Genomic DNA, 15,977 nt, shown 5'->3' with positions numbered 1-15,977 from the left:
AATCGAGAGACACTCATGACCGGCATTACGCCACAGACCGGTCTGTCCGAGTCATGGATCCGGTGCTCCACCAGCTATAACCTTGACCCGGCAGAGCGGTGGGAAACACGTCTTCTGAGCCAGCCGGAGTTGCGTTTTATCAGCAACCGCACGCGCCTCCTGATCCAGCATGCCCTGCCAGAAATGGAGCGCCTGCATACGATGGTGATGGCGCTCGGCTTTACCGTAATGCTGGCTGATGCAAACGGCGTTGTACTGTCACGCCAGACCAGCCGTGACGATCTGACAGGATGCCGTCGGTGGGGTTTCCAGGCTGGTGCACTCTGGGATGAAGCGAATGCGGGCACCAACAGCATCGGAACATGCCTTCAGGAAAAGAAGCCTGTCATGGTGCTTCAAAGCCAGCACTGGCGGCTATGCTTCCGGGGCCTGACCGGCATTGCGGCCCCTCTTTATAATGCTAGTGGAAAACTGGCAGGTGTTCTGAACATCTGTTCCTTTGCGGGAAACGATATCCTGCCATTTGCAGGTTTGCTGATGGAGACCATGACGACCACGGCTCGTAAGATCGAAGAAAGGCTGTTCCGGGAATTTTTCCCCAACGAGACGATCATTACGCTGGGTCTGGCGACAGCGAGTTCAACACCGCTGGTTGCACTGAATACCGATGGGCATGTGCAGGGTGCCACGCATGCGAGCCGGGAACGCATGCACTGGCCGGAAGGCGAACTGGAGCATCTACCTGCTCTGATGAATTTTCTGGACTCAGAAGATGAGCTGAGTTTCCGAAAAGCCGAGGTCCATGTCATCCGCTCAGCCCTAGCCACCACGCAGGGCAATGTCAGCGCAGCAGCTCGGACGCTTGGCATCAGCCGCTCTACGCTTCATCGCAAAATCAAGATGCTAAACCTCATGCCGTAAGCATGGAGTTTAGCTCGCAAATAGCTCTTCGTACTCGGCAGGCTTGAAACCTACACACACGATCTTGCCCTCACGTTCCAGAACAGGTCGTTTGATCATGGAAGGTTGAGCAAGCATCAAGGTAATAGCTTTCTCCTGGGTCATATCTTCCTTTTGCTCTGGTGGCAGCTTGCGAAACGTCGTGCCAGCCTTGTTGAGCAATATCTCCCAGTCAACCTGACCGACCCAGCCTTCAAGAACCGCCCTTGAGATCGCACTCTTCTTGTAATCATGGAATGCGTAATCAATACTGTGATCAGTCAACCAAAGCTGGGCTCTTTTCATAGAGTCACAGGCTTTGATGCCATATAATATGGTCGAATTATTCATGCTGTTTCCCTCAGATAAGCTGCCTAACAATCTTTCTGCCCCCTACACTACCATGAATTTTCGATACTCTTGTGCATCAACAAAGTGATTAATTCTGGCACGACCTGACTGGCATTCTAGCTGTAGCTATATTTTTCAACCGATTGGTGGTTCGGGGTCTCGCGTGATTTGTGGTGTGGTTCGGTAGAGCGCAACAAAAAACCCCGCCAAGTCAGCGACTTAGCGGGGTTTTTAGGGTGTTTCTGGTTGCGGGGGCCTGCAACCAAAGAAAACTGCTGCTTGTCAGCGGGTTCGTAGAGAGGCTCGCTGCATGACATAGTCGATTGATAAACAATCGTTTTTATCAATATTCTATCTCGCTGTGACCTCTTTCGATCAGACCGTGTCAGTCAGCCAGTCCTCGGTTCGAAGACCCTCTACCCGCTGAAATTCTCGCAGATTGCCGGTCACCACAATCAGCCCTCTGCTCCGGGCATGCCCGGCAATCATGAGGTCATATGGACCTATGATACGGCCATTCCGTTCAAGTTCGGCCCGAATGTCTGCCGTATGGGCGGCCGCTTCACTGTCGAATGGCAGGATCGCCAGCCTTGCCGCAAAGTGCTCGACCTCACGTCTTGTGCGCACGGGATCAGACGAGCGTTCCGCGCCATAAAGCAGTTCATATAGAACCACGTCCGAGATGCAGAGTTCCTCCGCACAGCTGTTGAACCTCGGACGCAACCCCTGCGGCCGATCTCGCAATACCTGGATACAGAGGTTCGTATCCAGCAGGTAACGCAGCATTCAGAGCGCCTCACGTTCCTGCATGACCGGCTGGTTCCGCTCCCCCAGATCCACCCCGGGAGCCGCAAAGAAATCATCCCACGCTGCGTCAGCGGGGGCGATGATCCGTCGTGAACCTTCGGACACAATGACGACGTCACGCACTTGCTCCCCGAAGGCGACCATCTTCGGCAGACGCACTGCCTGCGAGCGGTTGGATAGAAAGAGTGTCGTACGGGTCAGCATCAAATATTACTCCCCATGGATATGCATCATGTATATCCCATTTCAACAAAGATGTCCCGTACTTTCGGGCCCCTCCGCACCACATGCATACAATCCGGACAGGTGATACAGTGACCCTTCCGCCTGCCCCATGATGGGATCGCTCTCCTCTCTCCCGGAAAGATAAAAAGACAGCATTCATGACAGACAGGCCACGAACACGAAGTGACGCTTTCGCCCGGGCAAAAGAACGGGGTCGCCACCTGGCAGCCACCATTCTGTCAGGTCCGGACATGCTGACGGGCGAGGTTTTTGCCCACCGTTTTGGCCTGACGGTCTCAGACCTGCCTGATCTGGAACAGGCCCATGCTATCCTCGTTCTGCCAGGGGTCTCACCACGAGAAGCGCGCTATCCGGCCTGGCAGATCAATGCGACGGGACAGCCCTTCCCTGTCCTGCCCGCGCTTTTCGGGGCGCTGGGAGATAGCGGATGGACCATTTATCGCTTTCTGATGCAATCTCATCCCGAACTTGCGGGTCAGACAGCTCTGGAAGCGCTTCGCGATGGCAGGGACGCACTGATCGCCCGACTTGCCCGCAGCCTTGCGGAAGGAACCTTCGCCTGACCGCCCTTGCTAGTCGAACCTTTTCACTTCACCCCCCGCACACCCTCCGAGCCCGCAACGTGAACCGTGATCCCGCCTGTCCGGCAGTTGGTGTCATGACAATAGGCCCGATCATCCGCCGCAACTTCAGCACGGTTTCCGTATCATCCCTTTCCCTCAGCGCGCCGATCAGCTTGCGGGCCTGTGCCGTGAAGCGGCGTGGAGCCGTCAGAACCGCACATTGGTGGGCGCCGGCAATCTGCAGGCTGGCCCGCAGCCGGGCCGCCCGGTCTTCGAGTTGCTGCATCCGCGTCTTCAGCGCAGGCGTATAGAGCCCGTCTTCAATTGCCGTCATCACTGACTGGATACGCCCGTTGACTATTGCAAGCTCGTGGCGCTCCCGTTCCATCCGCCTCTCCTGCAGACCGCCCTGCGCCCGGGCCTCCTGCTCCAGCGGTTCCGCATGCAGCATGATCGTAGCGGCGGCTTCTTCCAGCACCGAACGGATTTCCGCATCCATAACCCGTCGCTCTACCGTCCGGCGATTGTCACACGCCTTTTTCCGGGCATGCGCAGCGCAGCCATAGCGTTGCCGTCCGACATGAATGATCTCTCCGCCACACAGTCCGCAGGCCAGCAGGCGGCACAACCCGGACGATGCCGGCAGGAACCCCTGCTCCCGCGCCTTCGCAGCAATCCGCACGCCTTCGGCAATCGCCCGGCTGCGGTTTTCGATTTCATCCTGCCGTAACTGCACGGCCTGCCAGAGCGCATCACTCACGATCCGCAGTTCCGGCACCTCGGTCCGGATCCAGCTTTCAGGTGGGTTGGGTCGCGCCAGGCGGCGGCCTGTCTGCGGGTCCTTGAGGTAACGCTGCCTGTTCCAGACCAGCACTCCACGATAGAGTTCATTGTTGATGATCCCGGTACCGCGGCTGCGATGGCCCCGGATGGTCGTGCCGGACCAGAGCCGGTTTCGAGGCCCGCAAATATCCTCGGCGTTCAGTATGGCCGCGATACGTCCCGGCGTCTGGCCGTCAGCGAAGATCCTGAAGATCCGACGGATCACGGCGGCCTCACGTTCATTGATCTGTCGCGCCCCCTCCCCCTGATCGGCGGCGACATCATACCCATAGGCCAGTCCACCTCCGGAGCGCCCCTGTTCCACCCGTCCCCGCAGACCACGGTGGGTTTTCTCGGCGAGGTCCTTGAGGAACAGCGCGTTCATCGTGCCCCGGAAGCCCACCTGAAGTTCGTCAACCCGCCCGTCGGACACCGTGTGCAGGGCAATCCCGGCGAAACGCAGCCGTTTATGAATCCGCGCCATGTCCTCCTGATCCCGGGAAATTCGGTCCAGCGCCTCGGCGCAGACAATGTCGAACTGTCGGGCCCGGCCGTCCTCCATCAGGCGCTGAAGTCCGTCGCGTCCCTGCAGGCTGGCTCCCGAGACTGCCTCGTCATGATACAGCCCCACGATCTCCCAACCTTGCCGCTCTGCCAGTTCCCGACAGAGCCTCAGCTGGTCGTCGATGGAACCGGGATTCTGCAGGTCGGAAGAATAGCGGGCATACAGGGCAGCCTTGAGCATGAACATTGTCCAAAAGTGCCCGCTTATGCCCGTTTTTCAGCACCTTGAGATCCTGCAGAATGATGAAGTCCTCTGCCTACCGCCGCAAGGAGCACAAAAACGGACGATCGAGACCGGGCTTTTCCCTTGCGCCTACGGCTCCAGGGGAAAAGCCCAGTCTCGATTCCATGGGGTCATTTTTGGATGCCGATTGGGGATCAAAGTTCAGTGCCGATTGACAGATGTGGACCACGCCAAGCCGATCCATCGCCCCAAAAAAAATAAACTTGAGACGCACTCCAACTCAATTGACTGCGGATAAAAACTTTCATAATTTGAGGAATGCTCGAACTAAGAGAAATATCCGGTATCTATTCCGGCGTGGCAGTTCAGGAAGGCAACAGCGGAATCGCGCGCTTTGTGCGGCTATCCGACTTGTCTGACCTAAGGTCCGGCCGTGCCCCGAAGCTCGCGACCGGCCAACCTCCGGTCGTCGCCAGGGCATTGCCACTAGAGGAAGGCGACCTGATCGTCGCAGCGCGCGGTACCACAACTGATGTTTGTCAGGCTGCTCACTCGTGGCTCGGTGCCTTCATTTCCCTGGATCTCTATCTGGTCCGTCCCGACCCATCGAAGGTCGATCCCGGCTATTTGGCAGCCTTTTTTGATCTTCCCGCGACGCAGGCAGCGTTCTCCGGCAATAAGCAAGGGACTGGGCTCGCCCGGCTTCCTAAGGAAGCTCTCGATAGCCTTATCGTCCCTCTCCCACCGATGCCCACGCAGAGATTGATTGCCGAACTGGCGCGATCCTTTCACGACGAGGCCGCACTTCTGCAACGACTCACTAACCTCAATTCCATTCTTAGTCGTGGAGCCCTTGCGCATGCCTTCTGCGCGGCCACCGCGAGCCTGAACTCATAGGAGATCTCATGCCCACCTTTCAGCAAGAAGATATTCTTTCGGCCGTCTGGCGCGCCTGCGATACCTTCCGCGGCGCTGTCGATGCCACGCAGTACAAGGACTATGTGCTCACCGCGCTCTTCCTAAAATACGTCAGTGATGTGCGCCGCAAGCACGTTGAAGAATATCGCCGCGAATTCGGTGGCGACGAACTTCGCATCCAGCGCCGCCTAGATCGCGAGCGTTTCAAGCTGCCGACCGTGGAGCTGAAAAACAGCAAGACGAACGAAGTCGAGGAGAGCTTTCTCGGCGACTTCTACAGCCTTTATGAGCGTCGTAATCGCGACAACATTGGCGAGCTCATCAACATTGTCTTGGATGCTATCGAAAAGGCGAACGAAGGCAAGCTCGGCGGCCTCTTCCGCACGATTGATTTCAACTCAGAAACGAACCTGGGTCAGACAAAGGATCGTAATCGACGCCTGAAAACGCTGCTAGAGGACTTCGCTAAGCCGGGTCTCGATCTGTCGGAGACGTCCGAGGATATCCTCGGTGATGCCTACATCTTTCTAATTGAGCGTTTCGCATCAGACGCCGGCAAAAAGGCGGGCGAGTTCTTCACGCCCCGCAAGGTGTCTGAAGTCGTCGCCAAACTAGCTAATCCAAAATCCGGTGAGCGGATCTGCGATCCGGCCTGTGGCTCGGCATCGCTGTTACTGCGGGCCGGAGAGGAAGTGTCGGATGGCAATTTTCAGCTTTTCGGCCAGGAATCGAACGGCAGCACGCGCTCGCTCGCCCGGCTGAACATGCTTCTACATGCGCAGGACAACGCACGTATCGACTGGTGTGATACGCTCAACTCACCGACGCTGATCGAAAGCGATCATCTGATGCGGTTCGACGTGGTGGTCGCCAATCCGCCATTCAGCCTCGACAAGTGGTGGGGCAACACGGATTCGGAAGGAAACGCGCTTCCCGATCCCTATAAGCGCTTTACCCCGCACATGCCGCCAAAGAGCCGGGGCGACTACGCCTTTATCCTGCACATGCTGGCGATCGCGCGCCCCTCAGTCGGCCGCATTGTCGTGGTCGCGCCACACGGCGTTCTCTTTCGCTCCGGGACCGAAGGCAAAATCCGCGAGAAGCTGATCCGCGACAATCTGCTCGATGCGGTGATCGGCCTGCCGGCGCAGCTCTTCCCGACAACCGGAATCCCGGTCTGCATCATGATATTCGACAAATCGCGCGAGACGGACGGTTTGCGGTCGCACGAGCGTGACATTCTCTTCATCGACGCCAGCCGCGATTTCGAGCCGGGCAAGAAGCAGAACCGGCTGACTGACGACAACGTGACTATGATCGTCGAGACCTATCGCAGCCGTGAAGAGATCGAGCGCTATTCGCACAGGGCGACATTCGAGGAAATCGAGGCCAACGGCTTCAATCTCAACATCCCGCGTTACGTCGATACCTTCGAACCTGAGCCCGAAGTCGATCTCCAGTCTGTGCAGAACGAAATCCGTGACCTCGAAAGCCAGCTCGCCGAGACGCGCAAGAAAATGAATGCCTATCTGAAGGAGCTTGGCATCAATGTCTGACGCTCCTTCGCGCGCTGCCTCCCGGCGCGGACGCACCTTGAAGCTCTATCTGGCCGATGGCTCGCCGTCCGGCGTCATCACGGCCGAACTCGGCATCTCCTCGGTACGAGCTGCCGTCGCTTCCCGCACGGCTCTGCCCGATCTGATCCGGCGGGAAGAGGCGAGCCGCACCGGCATCTATCTCCTCGTCGGACCCGACCCGGACTTGCCAGGCCGGCAGCTCGTTTATGTCGGCGAAGGCGACCAGGTGAAGACCCGCCTTGCCGCGCATGACAGCGACGAGTCGAAGGAGTTCTTCACGCGGGCGGTGTTGGTCGTCTCCAAGGACGAAAACCTGACCAAGGCCCATGGTCGCTATCTGGAAAGCCGGATCATCGCCGCCATCCGCAATGCGGGCCGCGCCAAGCTGGTCAACGGCACCGAACCGCCCTTCAAGGGGCTGCCGGAGCCGGAAATCGCCGACATGGAGCGGGTGCTCGATGAAATCGAGATCCTGCTGCCGGTGCTCGGTTTCGATGTGCTTCGTCCGGCGGGACAGGAGGCAGGAGCACCGAGCCGAGCTAACGAGGTTGCGGGTACGGTTGCGCCTGTAACCGCCGATCTTGATACGCTTTTCACGTTTACCGAGGCAGGAACGGACGCCAGAGCGCGCGAAGCCAGCGACGAGTTCGTTGTGCTGGCCGGGTCGCGCGCCAAGTATCAGGAGGTTCCAAGCTGTAGCGAGGGGCTGAAACGACGACGCGCGCAGCTCATTGCCGATGGTGTCCTGGTGGCCGATGGCGACGGGAAGTTCCTGCTCTTTACGGCCGACACCGCCTTCGACTCACCCTCGGGCGCTGCCGGCACAGTCTATGGCGGCAATGTCAGCGGCAACCGTTACTGGAAACACGCCACCACGGGCCAGTGCTATGGCGACTGGCGCAAGCGCCGGATCGGCGAAGGGGGTGCAGCATGAGGGCGATTTTACCAACGGGCTGGGAACGCACTGAGTTGGGTGAGATCGTCACACTCCGCTCTGGCGGAACTCCCAACCGAGCGAATATTAGTTTTTGGAAAGGGAGTCTGCCTTGGATAAGTGCCAAGGATCTTAAATCCTTCGACTTAAAGGACTCGATTGAGCACCTGACTGAAGTCGGCGCGAAACAAATAAATACAGTTCCTGCTGGGACAATTCTTATCCTCGTTCGCGGCATGGGCTTATTCAAAGATTTTCCAGTAGGAATCACCTCCCGTCCGATGGCGTTCAATCAGGACGTGAAGGCCTTACAGCCAATTTCGGAGATCAATGCCCGCTTTCTCGCGCATAGTCTTGTCGCAATGCGTGGTGCTGTGATGGGGCGAGTAGATCGGGCAGGGCATGGAACCGGCAGACTGGTTACGGACTACCTTCTTGCGTTACCGGTGATGCGTCCTCCGTTGCCTGAGCAGCAGCGCATTGTGGCCGTTCTGGACGCTTGGGATCGAGCCATTGATCAGACAAAAGACCTCATCAGCGCAAGGTGGAAGCGAAAGCGTGCGTTGGTTCAGACGTTGTTTCGCAACCTCCCCAAACGCCCTCTTCTCGAAGCCGCAAACGTGTGGTTCAGCGGGGTGGACAAAAAGACCCGTGCAGACGAAGCAACCGTTCGGTTGTGCAACTACATGGATGTTTTCCACAACAGCCGGATCACATCGAAATTGGACTTCATGTCCGCGACGGCTTCGCAGAGCCAGATTTCGTGCAACAGCTTGCGCAAGCATGATGTTGTGTTCACGAAGGACTCCGAGACATTTGAAGATATCGCTGAGCCTGCTTTGATCGCTGAAGACATTGACGGCCTCGTCTGCGGGTATCACCTCGCGATCGCCCGCCCGCTCGACGGGATTGGCCATGGGCCATTCATCGCGCAAGCGATGCGCCATCCCGAGATTCGTTGGCAGTTCAGTCGCTTGGCTAATGGTGTTGTCCGCTTCGGCTTGACACTCAACGCCATCGAGCAAGCCGCAATCTTCCTGCCTTCTCTCAACGTTCAAGAGAAAATTGCGGCTATCCTCGACGCGGAAGACCTCATGATCGAGGACTTGTCCGCGCACGCGAAGCTTCTCCGCACCCAAAAACGCGGTCTGATGCAAAAATTACTCACGGGTGAGTGGCGGCTGGGGGAGAAATTCGAATGAAGATTTTGGGTTTCAGAAGCGATCCAAGTACGCCGCGCTATGCCATCGTGGATAGCTCTGTGACCCCGCCCGCGCTTCTCAACGCGGATGGCGAGAGCCGTCTCCGCTTCCCGGCGGATTGCACCAGTGAAGCAGCGCAGGTGACGTGGCTCTATCGCGAATTCGAGCGTATCTTCCACATCCACCCCGACATTGATCGAGTGGTCATCAAGAAGGGGGAGTTCACGCAAGGGGACAATAACGCGAAGCGGGTCGCGTCGTATCAGGAGGCCGCCTTACTCTTGTACTGCGGCCTGCACAACAAGTCGGTGGTGTCGAAGATCTACGCCTCGCTGTCGACCCGAAGTGCGCAGGTGAAGGACCATGCCATCGCACGGGTCGGTCAAACGACGAAGTATTGGGACGGCAAAATGGCGGACGCCATCATCGCCGCTTGGTGGGGAGCGACCAACCCATGAGTTTGGCTCCCGCTCCGATGCCGATCACGAACGGTACGACCTTCTATAACAAATATCGATTGGCGCGGCCGATTGGGCGCGGGTCATTCGGCGAAGTGTGGCTAGCGCAAGACCAAGCCGTCAACCATGAGTATGCCATCAAGATCTTGAACACCGGCATCGGGATCGACCAGCGACTACGTGAGGCACAGGTTGGCCATGCATTCACGCACAACAATCTGGTGCGCGTTCACCAGGCCGATGTTGCGACCGACGGCAAAGTCGTGATCGCAATGGACTATCTTCCAGGTGGGTCGATCACGACACTGGCCAACCCGGCAGGCTTTCTGCCTTTGCCGATCGCAATTCGCTCGATGATCGATGTGCTCCAAGGCCTTGAGCACCTTCATCTGAACAACTTCTTCCACAATGACGTGAAGCCGCAAAACATCCTGCGTGGCGCACAGGGTGAAGCCAAATTGGCGGATTACGGAATTGTGGGGATTTCGCCCACGGGTGCGCCTATAATGCCGTCCAGTTGGTACGTGCTTCATGCGGCGCCCGAAACCGCTGCCGGCAATGGTATTGAAGCCCGAACGGACATTTTCCAGGCGGGGCTTACCATGTTCCGGTTGTTGGCGGGACTTGGGGCGCTGGAGGCGAAGTACAACTCGCTCGGTCGTAAGGATTACGAAGCCGCTCTCGCCGGCGGTTCTCTCATCTCGCGTCGAGACTTCTCGCCCTTCATCCCCAATTCCGTGTGTCGCGCGGTCCTGACGGCTATCGATCCAGATCCTACCAAGCGCTTCCAGTCGGCGCTGGAAATGCGGCGGGCACTTGAGAGGCTGTCCTTTGCAGGACATTGGACTGTCGACGGCACTGGATGCCTCATAGGCTCCAACACGCGGCACACATTTCGTTTTGAACGCCATCCGGCCGCCGGACCGAATGCGGCCTTCGAGGCTTTCAAGACGAATAAGCAGTCCGGGCGCGAAACCAGGATCTCTCAGTTTACCCAAAAAGGGATGACCAACGCCGAAGCGTGCAAGCTTGAAGTGGCATTCTTGAAGGCTGTCGTGACGGGGAGCGCGGCATGATCAAAATCCTTAGCTTCGATCAGGCACTTCAAAAATCTGAGAATTACGGCAAGAGACATCTGCTTCTTGGGAACGGCTTTAGTATCGCGTGTAAACCGGACATATTTGCATATGGCTCGCTTTTCGAAGAAGCCAAAAAGGCCATGTCTAGGGAGCTGGCCGCAATTTTCATCGCGATGGGGACACAGGATTTCGAGGAAGTCATCCGCGCGCTTCAGCATGCAGCGATCATTGTGAGCGTCTACCGGCCCAAACTCGTCACTACCAAGAAAATGCTTCTGACAGACGCCGAAAAGCTGAAGACAGACCTTATCCAAGCTGTGGCGGGGCGTCACCCCGCGCGTCCTAACGACATTTCCGATGAACGTTACGCAGCTTGCCGTCAATTTCTTTCGAATTTTGTGGGCCAAGGAGCGGGCGGCAAGATCTACACCATGAACTATGATTTGTTGCTTTACTGGGCGTTGATGCATGAGGAGGAAGACGAACTTTCACGAATTAAGCTCAACCATGACGACGGCTTCCGCAAGGACCAAGACGATTTTGATGCGCCGTATGTAGAGTGGCAGGGCGAAGGCGCTGCGCATGGTCAGAATATCCATTATCTGCACGGCGCCCTTCACCTCTTTGACGCCGGTTACCAACTCCAAAAATATACTTGGGTGAACACGGGCAAGGCATTGGTCGACCAAGCGAACGATGCACTCAAAAAGGACCTGTTTCCCGTCTTTGTGGCTGAAGGCGATAGCAACAGCAAGCTAACCAAAATTCAACACAGTGCGTATCTGCACCACAATTTCAAAAGCTTTGCAGGGGTATGCCAGACCAAATCGAGAGAGGGAACTGCTCTGTTTATCTACGGGCATTCGTTCGCCAAAAATGATGCGCACGTCCTGAATATGATCGGATACGGCAAAATCTCGCATCTGTTCGTCAGCTTATACGGAGACCCGGACAGTAAGGCAAACCGAACGATCCGCAGTAACGTCGACAAGATTGCGGCCCTGCGGCCCAAAACTTATCCCGCACTCAGGGTGGACTTCTTTGACGCCGTGTCAGCGAAAGTTTGGGGGTGAAATCGTGAACCATTCCCCCGAATTCCCTGTGTCCGAAGCCGGCGGAGCCCAGCTTCAGGCGCTAAATACGTTGATCAATTGCGGCTGGCGCTACGTGACCCGGGCGGAGGCCGATCAATGGCGCGACGGGCGACGGACGCTGCCTTTCCTCGAAACCCAGCTCCGGGATGATCTGGCGCGGATCAACCGCATTCATGTCGAGGGACGGGCTTATCCGTTCTCCGAAGCGAATATCGATGCTGCGGTTCGCCGGCTCGCCGAGCGCATCCCAGAGGGCGTCGTGCGCGCTAACGAGCGGATGACCGACGATTTGCTACTCGGCATCGCCTTGCCGCAAACCATCGGCACCACGTCGCGCGAATGGGCCTTCAAGTTCATCGACTGGAACGACTGGCGCGCCAACACATTTCAGGTGACAAGCGAGTATACCGTCAGCGAAGCAGGTGGGCCGACGATCCGTATCGATCTCGTTCTTTTCGTGAATGGCATTCCGTTGGGGATGATCGAGGTCAAGGCCTCGCACGTTTCCGCCGACCAGGGCGTTAGCCAGCAAATCCGTAATCAGAAAGCTGGTGAAGGTGTGCCGGCGCTGTTCTATTCCGCCCAACTGCTGCTGTCGGCCAACAACCACGATCCACGTTACGGCACTGTTGGAACGCCGCGCAAGCTTTGGAGCGTGTGGAAGGAACGCGAAGACCCGTCGGGCTTCGCGGAGGATGTGGTCAATCGCCCCCTCGATACGGTCGAAGGCAAGCGTGTCGCCCTCGATTTCGCCCCGCATATGAAGCGTCACGACGGCCTGATGGAGGGGCACCGGTTCGTCACGCCTTTGGATGAGACGATCGTCGGCCTCTGCCGACCGGAGCGCTTCATGCGGTTGATACGCCGCTACATGCTGTTCGACGGCCCCCATAAGAAGGTGGCGCGTTACCAGCAGGTAGCGACTGTCGAGACGTTGATGAAGCGCATCGAGGAGCGCGACACCGCCGGTCGCCGCCAGGGAGGTGTCGTGTGGCACACGCAAGGGTCGGGCAAAAGCCTAACAATGGTGATGCTGGCGAAGTCCATCGCTGTGGCACATGCGACGGCGCGCATCGTCATCGTCACCGATCGCACCGATCTTGACGACCAAATCACCAAGACGTTCCGCGCCACCGGCCAGGAGCCGAAGCGGGCGGCGACGGGCGAGAACCTGCTGTCTCTGATCGAAGACAAGACCCCAGTGGTCACCACGCTCATTCACAAATTTCGCGCCGGGCTCAACAAGCGGCGGATCGTCGATACTTCGGCCAATATCTTTGTATTGGTCGACGAGAGTCATCGTAGCCAGTTCGGCAATCTCGACAGCTTGCATGCCCGCATGCGCGAGGTGCTGCCCAATGCCTGCTTCATCGCCTTCACAGGCACGCCGATCGCCAAGAAGGAGAGGAGCACGTTCGCCAAGTTCGGCGAACTGGTTCAGCCCACCTATTCGATGCGAGATGCCGTCGATGACAAGGCCGTCGTTCCGCTCCTCTATGAAGGGCGGGAAGTCGTTACCGATGTCGATGACGCGCAGATCGACCGTTGGTTCGAGGTCCACACGCGCGGTCTTTCCGACGACCAACGAGCCGATCTGAAGCGCAAGATGAGCCGTGCCCGTGAGATCGAAGGCGTGGATTCCAGACTTCAGTCGATCGCCTTCGATGTTGGTCAGCATTTTTCCGCCAACTTCAAGGGGACCGGGCTGAAGGGGCAGCTTGCGGCACCCTCGAAGCGAGCCGCCATCCAGCTCAAGAAGCTCCTCGATGAGTTTGGCGTTGTCACCACGGAAGTCGTGATCTCTGCGCCGGAAATGCGCGAGAGCGAAGACGAGGTCGATGAAGCTGATGACGATCTCGTGCGCACCTTCTGGCGCAAGATGATGGAGCGGCATGGGGGCGAGGACGCCTATAACAGAACCATCGTCGAGCAATTCAAAGGCCCCAGCGACCCCGATATCATCATTGTTGTCGATAAGCTCCTGACGGGTTTCGACGCGCCACGCAACACGGTGCTCTATGTGGCCCGCCGGCTGCGGGAGCATGGACTTTTGCAGGCCATCGCCCGGGTCAATCGGGTATTCGACGAAGACGGCGCGCCGGATAAGCCCTTTGGCTTCATCATCGACTACACCGGCATCCTGAAAGACCTCGGAGATGCGCTTGCAAGCTACGATGCGTTGCAAGGCTTCAGCCCGGAGGACATAGCCAGGAGTGTCGTGGCTATTCGGGAAGAGGCGAACAAGGTGCCGGGTGCGCACGCCGCTTTGCTCGACGTGTTCAAATCCGTTTCAAACACTTTTGATACGGAAGCCTATGCGCGCCTTCTGGCGGATGAGGAGATCAGAGCCACGTTTTATGAGCGCCTATCGGCGTTTTCGCGGGCGTTCACGGTGGCGCTTGCCTCCCCGGCCTTTATTGAAACGACGAAGCCGGAACTGCTGAAGCGCTGGAGGGATGATCTCGGGCGGTTCGCCTGTCTGCGTGCCGCAGTCACGCTTCGTTACGCCGAGCGTGTTGACTGGCGTGATTATGAAAAGCGCATTCGTCAGTTGCTGGATCGCCACGTCATTGCACGCGAAGTCGTAACGTTGGTCGAGCCGTTGAATATATTCGACGACATCGCGATTGAAGCGCGACGGGAGGAAAAAGCCGAAAGCGGTGCCTCTGTGGCGGATACGATCGCCCACCAATTGACCCGTTCGATTGAAGAGAAGTGGGATGAAGATCCAATCTTTTTCGAAAAGTTCTCAAAGCTTGTGCGCGACACAATCGCAGACTTCCACAAAGGGCGGATCAGCGATCTCACCTATCTCTCGAAGATCAAGGCATTGCGGGACAAGGTGGTTACGCGGCAGGACGAAGCCGATCCGACGCCAGCTCGCCTTCGGGATGACAGCCATGCCCACGTGTTCTGGGGACTGACCAAGCGTAACCTTGATAAGGTCGGCATGAATGATCCAGAGTTGACTGCCGACATTGCTCTAAAGATCAGTCAGATCATCCAGCGTCGGCGCAAAGTTGGCTGGCAGTATGACCGCGATGTGGAGAACGCCATTCGAAATGATATAGACGATTTCTTTTTCGAGGAGTTGCGGGGAGAACGGAGCGTTCTGATCGACCCGAGTGTTCTTGATGGTATCGTCGATGATGTTCTGGCATCGGCGCGTGTACGGCTGGCTCAGTGAGAATAGTCATGGTCTCCCCGTCGGCCGAGCTAATCGAAATATGTTGGGGAGAGCGCAAAATCACCGCGGAATTGACCCGTACGGTGAGGCGCGCACTACGCATCGATGTTCGCCCGACGGGAGAGGTGACTGTCTTTGCCCCGATTGGCGAGGGCATTGAACAGATCCGAACCAGGGCGTACCGGAAAGGTGCCTGGATATTCGCTCAGATCGATACGATTGCCCAGAGACCGAAGATTACGCCGAAGCGTCGGTACGTTTCAGGTGAGACCCATCTTCTGCTTGGTCGACAGTATCGGCTCTCGGTCGAACAATCTGATGACCCTCATGTGCGGATTGATGGTGGCCGCATGGTGATTGCGGCCAGAACCCCAGACGATCAACCTCATTGCAGAAGACTCCTTCAGACGTTTTATCGACTGAGAGCGCGTGAGGTCCTCCGCCAACGGTTCGAAATCGTGTTGGAGCCGTTTATTCGTAAAGGGTTGAGGCGGCCTTCACTGGTCATTCGTCCGATGGCAAAGCGGTGGGGCAGCTATACGCCAAGCGGGCGTATTTTGCTGAACATAGACTTGGTAAGAGCGCGTCTGCGGTTGATTGACTATGTCATCTGTCACGAACTGGCGCATGCATTCCACCCCGATCATGGCGATAGATGGCGTGCATTGCTTGAAACGGTGATACCCGATTGGAAGGAGCGGAAGGAGGAGTTGGAGGCCGCGCTCCGATAACAAAGCAGAATGGCCCCGCGTCGCCCTTTTCTTCTACGCCCCGGCACGCCGAAGCACGCCCATCTACGCCCGCATACAGAACAGTTGGTTGCGGGTATCGGGTACCCCGATTTGAACCTACGGGTACCAAGTCATTGAAATGAGGGGGAATTTGATAGGCGTGTGATGTTACGCGCAACAAAAAACCCCGCCAAGTCAGCGACTTAGCGGGGTTTTTAGGGTGTTTCTGGTTGCGGGGGCAGGATTTGAACCTGCGGCCTTCAGGTTATGAGCCTGACGAGCTACCGGGCTGCTCCACCCCGCGGTGGTATATGTGATGTT

General features: G+C 57.5%; 15 protein-coding genes and 1 tRNA gene. 11 read left to right on the top strand and 5 right to left on the bottom strand.

Translation table 11 applies throughout. From position 1 onward, the window contains the following. Positions 1-15: 15 nt before the first annotated feature. Positions 16-921: a helix-turn-helix domain-containing protein gene (locus KP705_RS03895; RefSeq protein WP_046900841.1), complete on the top strand. Its 906-nt coding sequence runs from the start codon at positions 16-18 to the stop codon at positions 919-921. 9 nt (positions 922-930) lie between these two features. On the opposite strand, the gene KP705_RS03890 is transcribed toward KP705_RS03895, so the two are convergent. From KP705_RS03890 to vapB, 3 genes are all read right to left on the bottom strand, one after another. Then, positions 931-1,290, bottom strand: coding sequence for an arsenate reductase (locus KP705_RS03890; RefSeq protein ID WP_046900840.1), 360 nt, complete (start codon positions 1,288-1,290; stop codon positions 931-933). A gap of 375 nt (positions 1,291-1,665) precedes the next feature. Continuing rightward, positions 1,666-2,076 carry a tRNA(fMet)-specific endonuclease VapC gene (gene vapC / locus KP705_RS03885; RefSeq protein ID WP_215764081.1) on the bottom strand — a complete coding sequence of 137 codons (411 nt, stop codon included), beginning with the start codon at positions 2,074-2,076 and terminating at the stop codon, positions 1,666-1,668. Further along, positions 2,077-2,301 carry a type II toxin-antitoxin system VapB family antitoxin gene (vapB, locus tag KP705_RS03880; protein ID WP_048852477.1) on the bottom strand — a complete coding sequence of 75 codons (225 nt, stop codon included), beginning with the start codon at positions 2,299-2,301 and terminating at the stop codon, positions 2,077-2,079. Positions 2,302-2,480: 179 nt separating this feature from the next. Here vapB and KP705_RS03875 point away from each other — a divergent pair, with 179 nt between their 5' ends. Then, a complete protein-coding gene (locus KP705_RS03875; RefSeq protein ID WP_215764080.1) occupies positions 2,481-2,906 on the top strand; it encodes a hypothetical protein in 426 nt (141 codons plus the stop codon). Between the two features lie 28 nt (positions 2,907-2,934). Here the strand turns inward: KP705_RS03875 and KP705_RS03870 are convergent, their stop codons facing one another. Continuing rightward, the gene (locus KP705_RS03870; RefSeq protein ID WP_215764079.1) at positions 2,935-4,473 is read right to left on the bottom strand and encodes a recombinase family protein; all 1,539 of its coding nucleotides are present in this window, start codon (positions 4,471-4,473) and stop codon (positions 2,935-2,937) included. 321 nt (positions 4,474-4,794) lie between these two features. Here KP705_RS03870 and KP705_RS03865 point away from each other — a divergent pair, with 321 nt between their 5' ends. Genes KP705_RS03865 through KP705_RS03825 form a run of 9 tightly spaced genes read left to right on the top strand, consistent with a single transcriptional unit; the run spans position 4,795 to position 15,656 of the window. Beyond that, positions 4,795-5,373 (top strand): restriction endonuclease subunit S, encoded by a 579-nt coding sequence (locus tag KP705_RS03865; protein WP_215764078.1) that lies wholly within the window; start codon positions 4,795-4,797, stop codon positions 5,371-5,373. 8 nt (positions 5,374-5,381) lie between these two features. Next, a complete protein-coding gene (locus KP705_RS03860) occupies positions 5,382-6,950 on the top strand; it encodes a type I restriction-modification system subunit M (RefSeq protein WP_215764077.1) in 1,569 nt (522 codons plus the stop codon). Between the two features lie 37 nt (positions 6,951-6,987). Further along, on the top strand, positions 6,988-7,905 hold the full coding sequence (locus tag KP705_RS03855) for a GIY-YIG nuclease family protein (RefSeq protein ID WP_215764076.1): 918 nt from the start codon (positions 6,988-6,990) through the stop codon (positions 7,903-7,905). After that, positions 7,902-9,107 (top strand): restriction endonuclease subunit S, encoded by a 1,206-nt coding sequence (locus tag KP705_RS03850; RefSeq protein ID WP_215764075.1) that lies wholly within the window; start codon positions 7,902-7,904, stop codon positions 9,105-9,107. The genes KP705_RS03855 and KP705_RS03850 overlap by 4 nt, the downstream gene beginning before the upstream one ends. Beyond that, on the top strand, positions 9,104-9,565 hold the full coding sequence (locus KP705_RS03845) for a hypothetical protein (protein ID WP_215764074.1): 462 nt from the start codon (positions 9,104-9,106) through the stop codon (positions 9,563-9,565). The genes KP705_RS03850 and KP705_RS03845 overlap by 4 nt, the downstream gene beginning before the upstream one ends. Beyond that, positions 9,562-10,641 carry a serine/threonine-protein kinase gene (locus KP705_RS03840; protein ID WP_215764073.1) on the top strand — a complete coding sequence of 360 codons (1,080 nt, stop codon included), beginning with the start codon at positions 9,562-9,564 and terminating at the stop codon, positions 10,639-10,641. Before KP705_RS03845 ends, KP705_RS03840 begins: the two co-directional genes overlap by 4 nt. After that, positions 10,638-11,717 (top strand): DUF4917 family protein, encoded by a 1,080-nt coding sequence (locus KP705_RS03835; protein WP_215764072.1) that lies wholly within the window; start codon positions 10,638-10,640, stop codon positions 11,715-11,717. The genes KP705_RS03840 and KP705_RS03835 overlap by 4 nt, the downstream gene beginning before the upstream one ends. A gap of 4 nt (positions 11,718-11,721) precedes the next feature. After that, on the top strand, positions 11,722-14,925 hold the full coding sequence (locus tag KP705_RS03830) for a type I restriction endonuclease subunit R (RefSeq protein WP_215764071.1): 3,204 nt from the start codon (positions 11,722-11,724) through the stop codon (positions 14,923-14,925). Between the two features lie 8 nt (positions 14,926-14,933). Then, positions 14,934-15,656: a M48 family metallopeptidase gene (locus tag KP705_RS03825; RefSeq protein ID WP_215764070.1), complete on the top strand. Its 723-nt coding sequence runs from the start codon at positions 14,934-14,936 to the stop codon at positions 15,654-15,656. A gap of 227 nt (positions 15,657-15,883) precedes the next feature. Here KP705_RS03825 and KP705_RS03820 read toward each other — a convergent pair. Continuing rightward, positions 15,884-15,960: transfer RNA gene (locus tag KP705_RS03820), tRNA-Met, on the bottom strand. Between the last annotated feature and the right edge of the window lie 17 nt (positions 15,961-15,977).

This window comes from Gluconobacter sp. P1D12_c (assembly GCF_018812105.1).
Taxonomy (GTDB): domain Bacteria; phylum Pseudomonadota; class Alphaproteobacteria; order Acetobacterales; family Acetobacteraceae; genus Gluconobacter; species Gluconobacter oxydans_A.
The sequence above is the reverse complement of the archived record's forward strand: the minus strand, read 5'-3'. Positions and strand labels throughout refer to the sequence as shown.

Coding starts and splice junctions, on each gene's coding strand:
- KP705_RS03895 (WP_046900841.1), top strand. CDS start 16: ATGACCGGCATTACGCCACAGACCGGTCTGTCCGAGTCATGGATCCGG.
- KP705_RS03890 (WP_046900840.1), bottom strand. CDS start 1,290: ATGAATAATTCGACCATATTATATGGCATCAAAGCCTGTGACTCTATG.
- vapC (WP_215764081.1), bottom strand. CDS start 2,076: ATGCTGCGTTACCTGCTGGATACGAACCTCTGTATCCAGGTATTGCGA.
- vapB (WP_048852477.1), bottom strand. CDS start 2,301: ATGCTGACCCGTACGACACTCTTTCTATCCAACCGCTCGCAGGCAGTG.
- KP705_RS03875 (WP_215764080.1), top strand. CDS start 2,481: ATGACAGACAGGCCACGAACACGAAGTGACGCTTTCGCCCGGGCAAAA.
- KP705_RS03870 (WP_215764079.1), bottom strand. CDS start 4,473: ATGCTCAAGGCTGCCCTGTATGCCCGCTATTCTTCCGACCTGCAGAAT.
- KP705_RS03865 (WP_215764078.1), top strand. CDS start 4,795: ATGCTCGAACTAAGAGAAATATCCGGTATCTATTCCGGCGTGGCAGTT.
- KP705_RS03860 (WP_215764077.1), top strand. CDS start 5,382: ATGCCCACCTTTCAGCAAGAAGATATTCTTTCGGCCGTCTGGCGCGCC.
- KP705_RS03850 (WP_215764075.1), top strand. CDS start 7,902: ATGAGGGCGATTTTACCAACGGGCTGGGAACGCACTGAGTTGGGTGAG.
- KP705_RS03845 (WP_215764074.1), top strand. CDS start 9,104: ATGAAGATTTTGGGTTTCAGAAGCGATCCAAGTACGCCGCGCTATGCC.
- KP705_RS03840 (WP_215764073.1), top strand. CDS start 9,562: ATGAGTTTGGCTCCCGCTCCGATGCCGATCACGAACGGTACGACCTTC.
- KP705_RS03835 (WP_215764072.1), top strand. CDS start 10,638: ATGATCAAAATCCTTAGCTTCGATCAGGCACTTCAAAAATCTGAGAAT.
- KP705_RS03825 (WP_215764070.1), top strand. CDS start 14,934: ATGGTCTCCCCGTCGGCCGAGCTAATCGAAATATGTTGGGGAGAGCGC.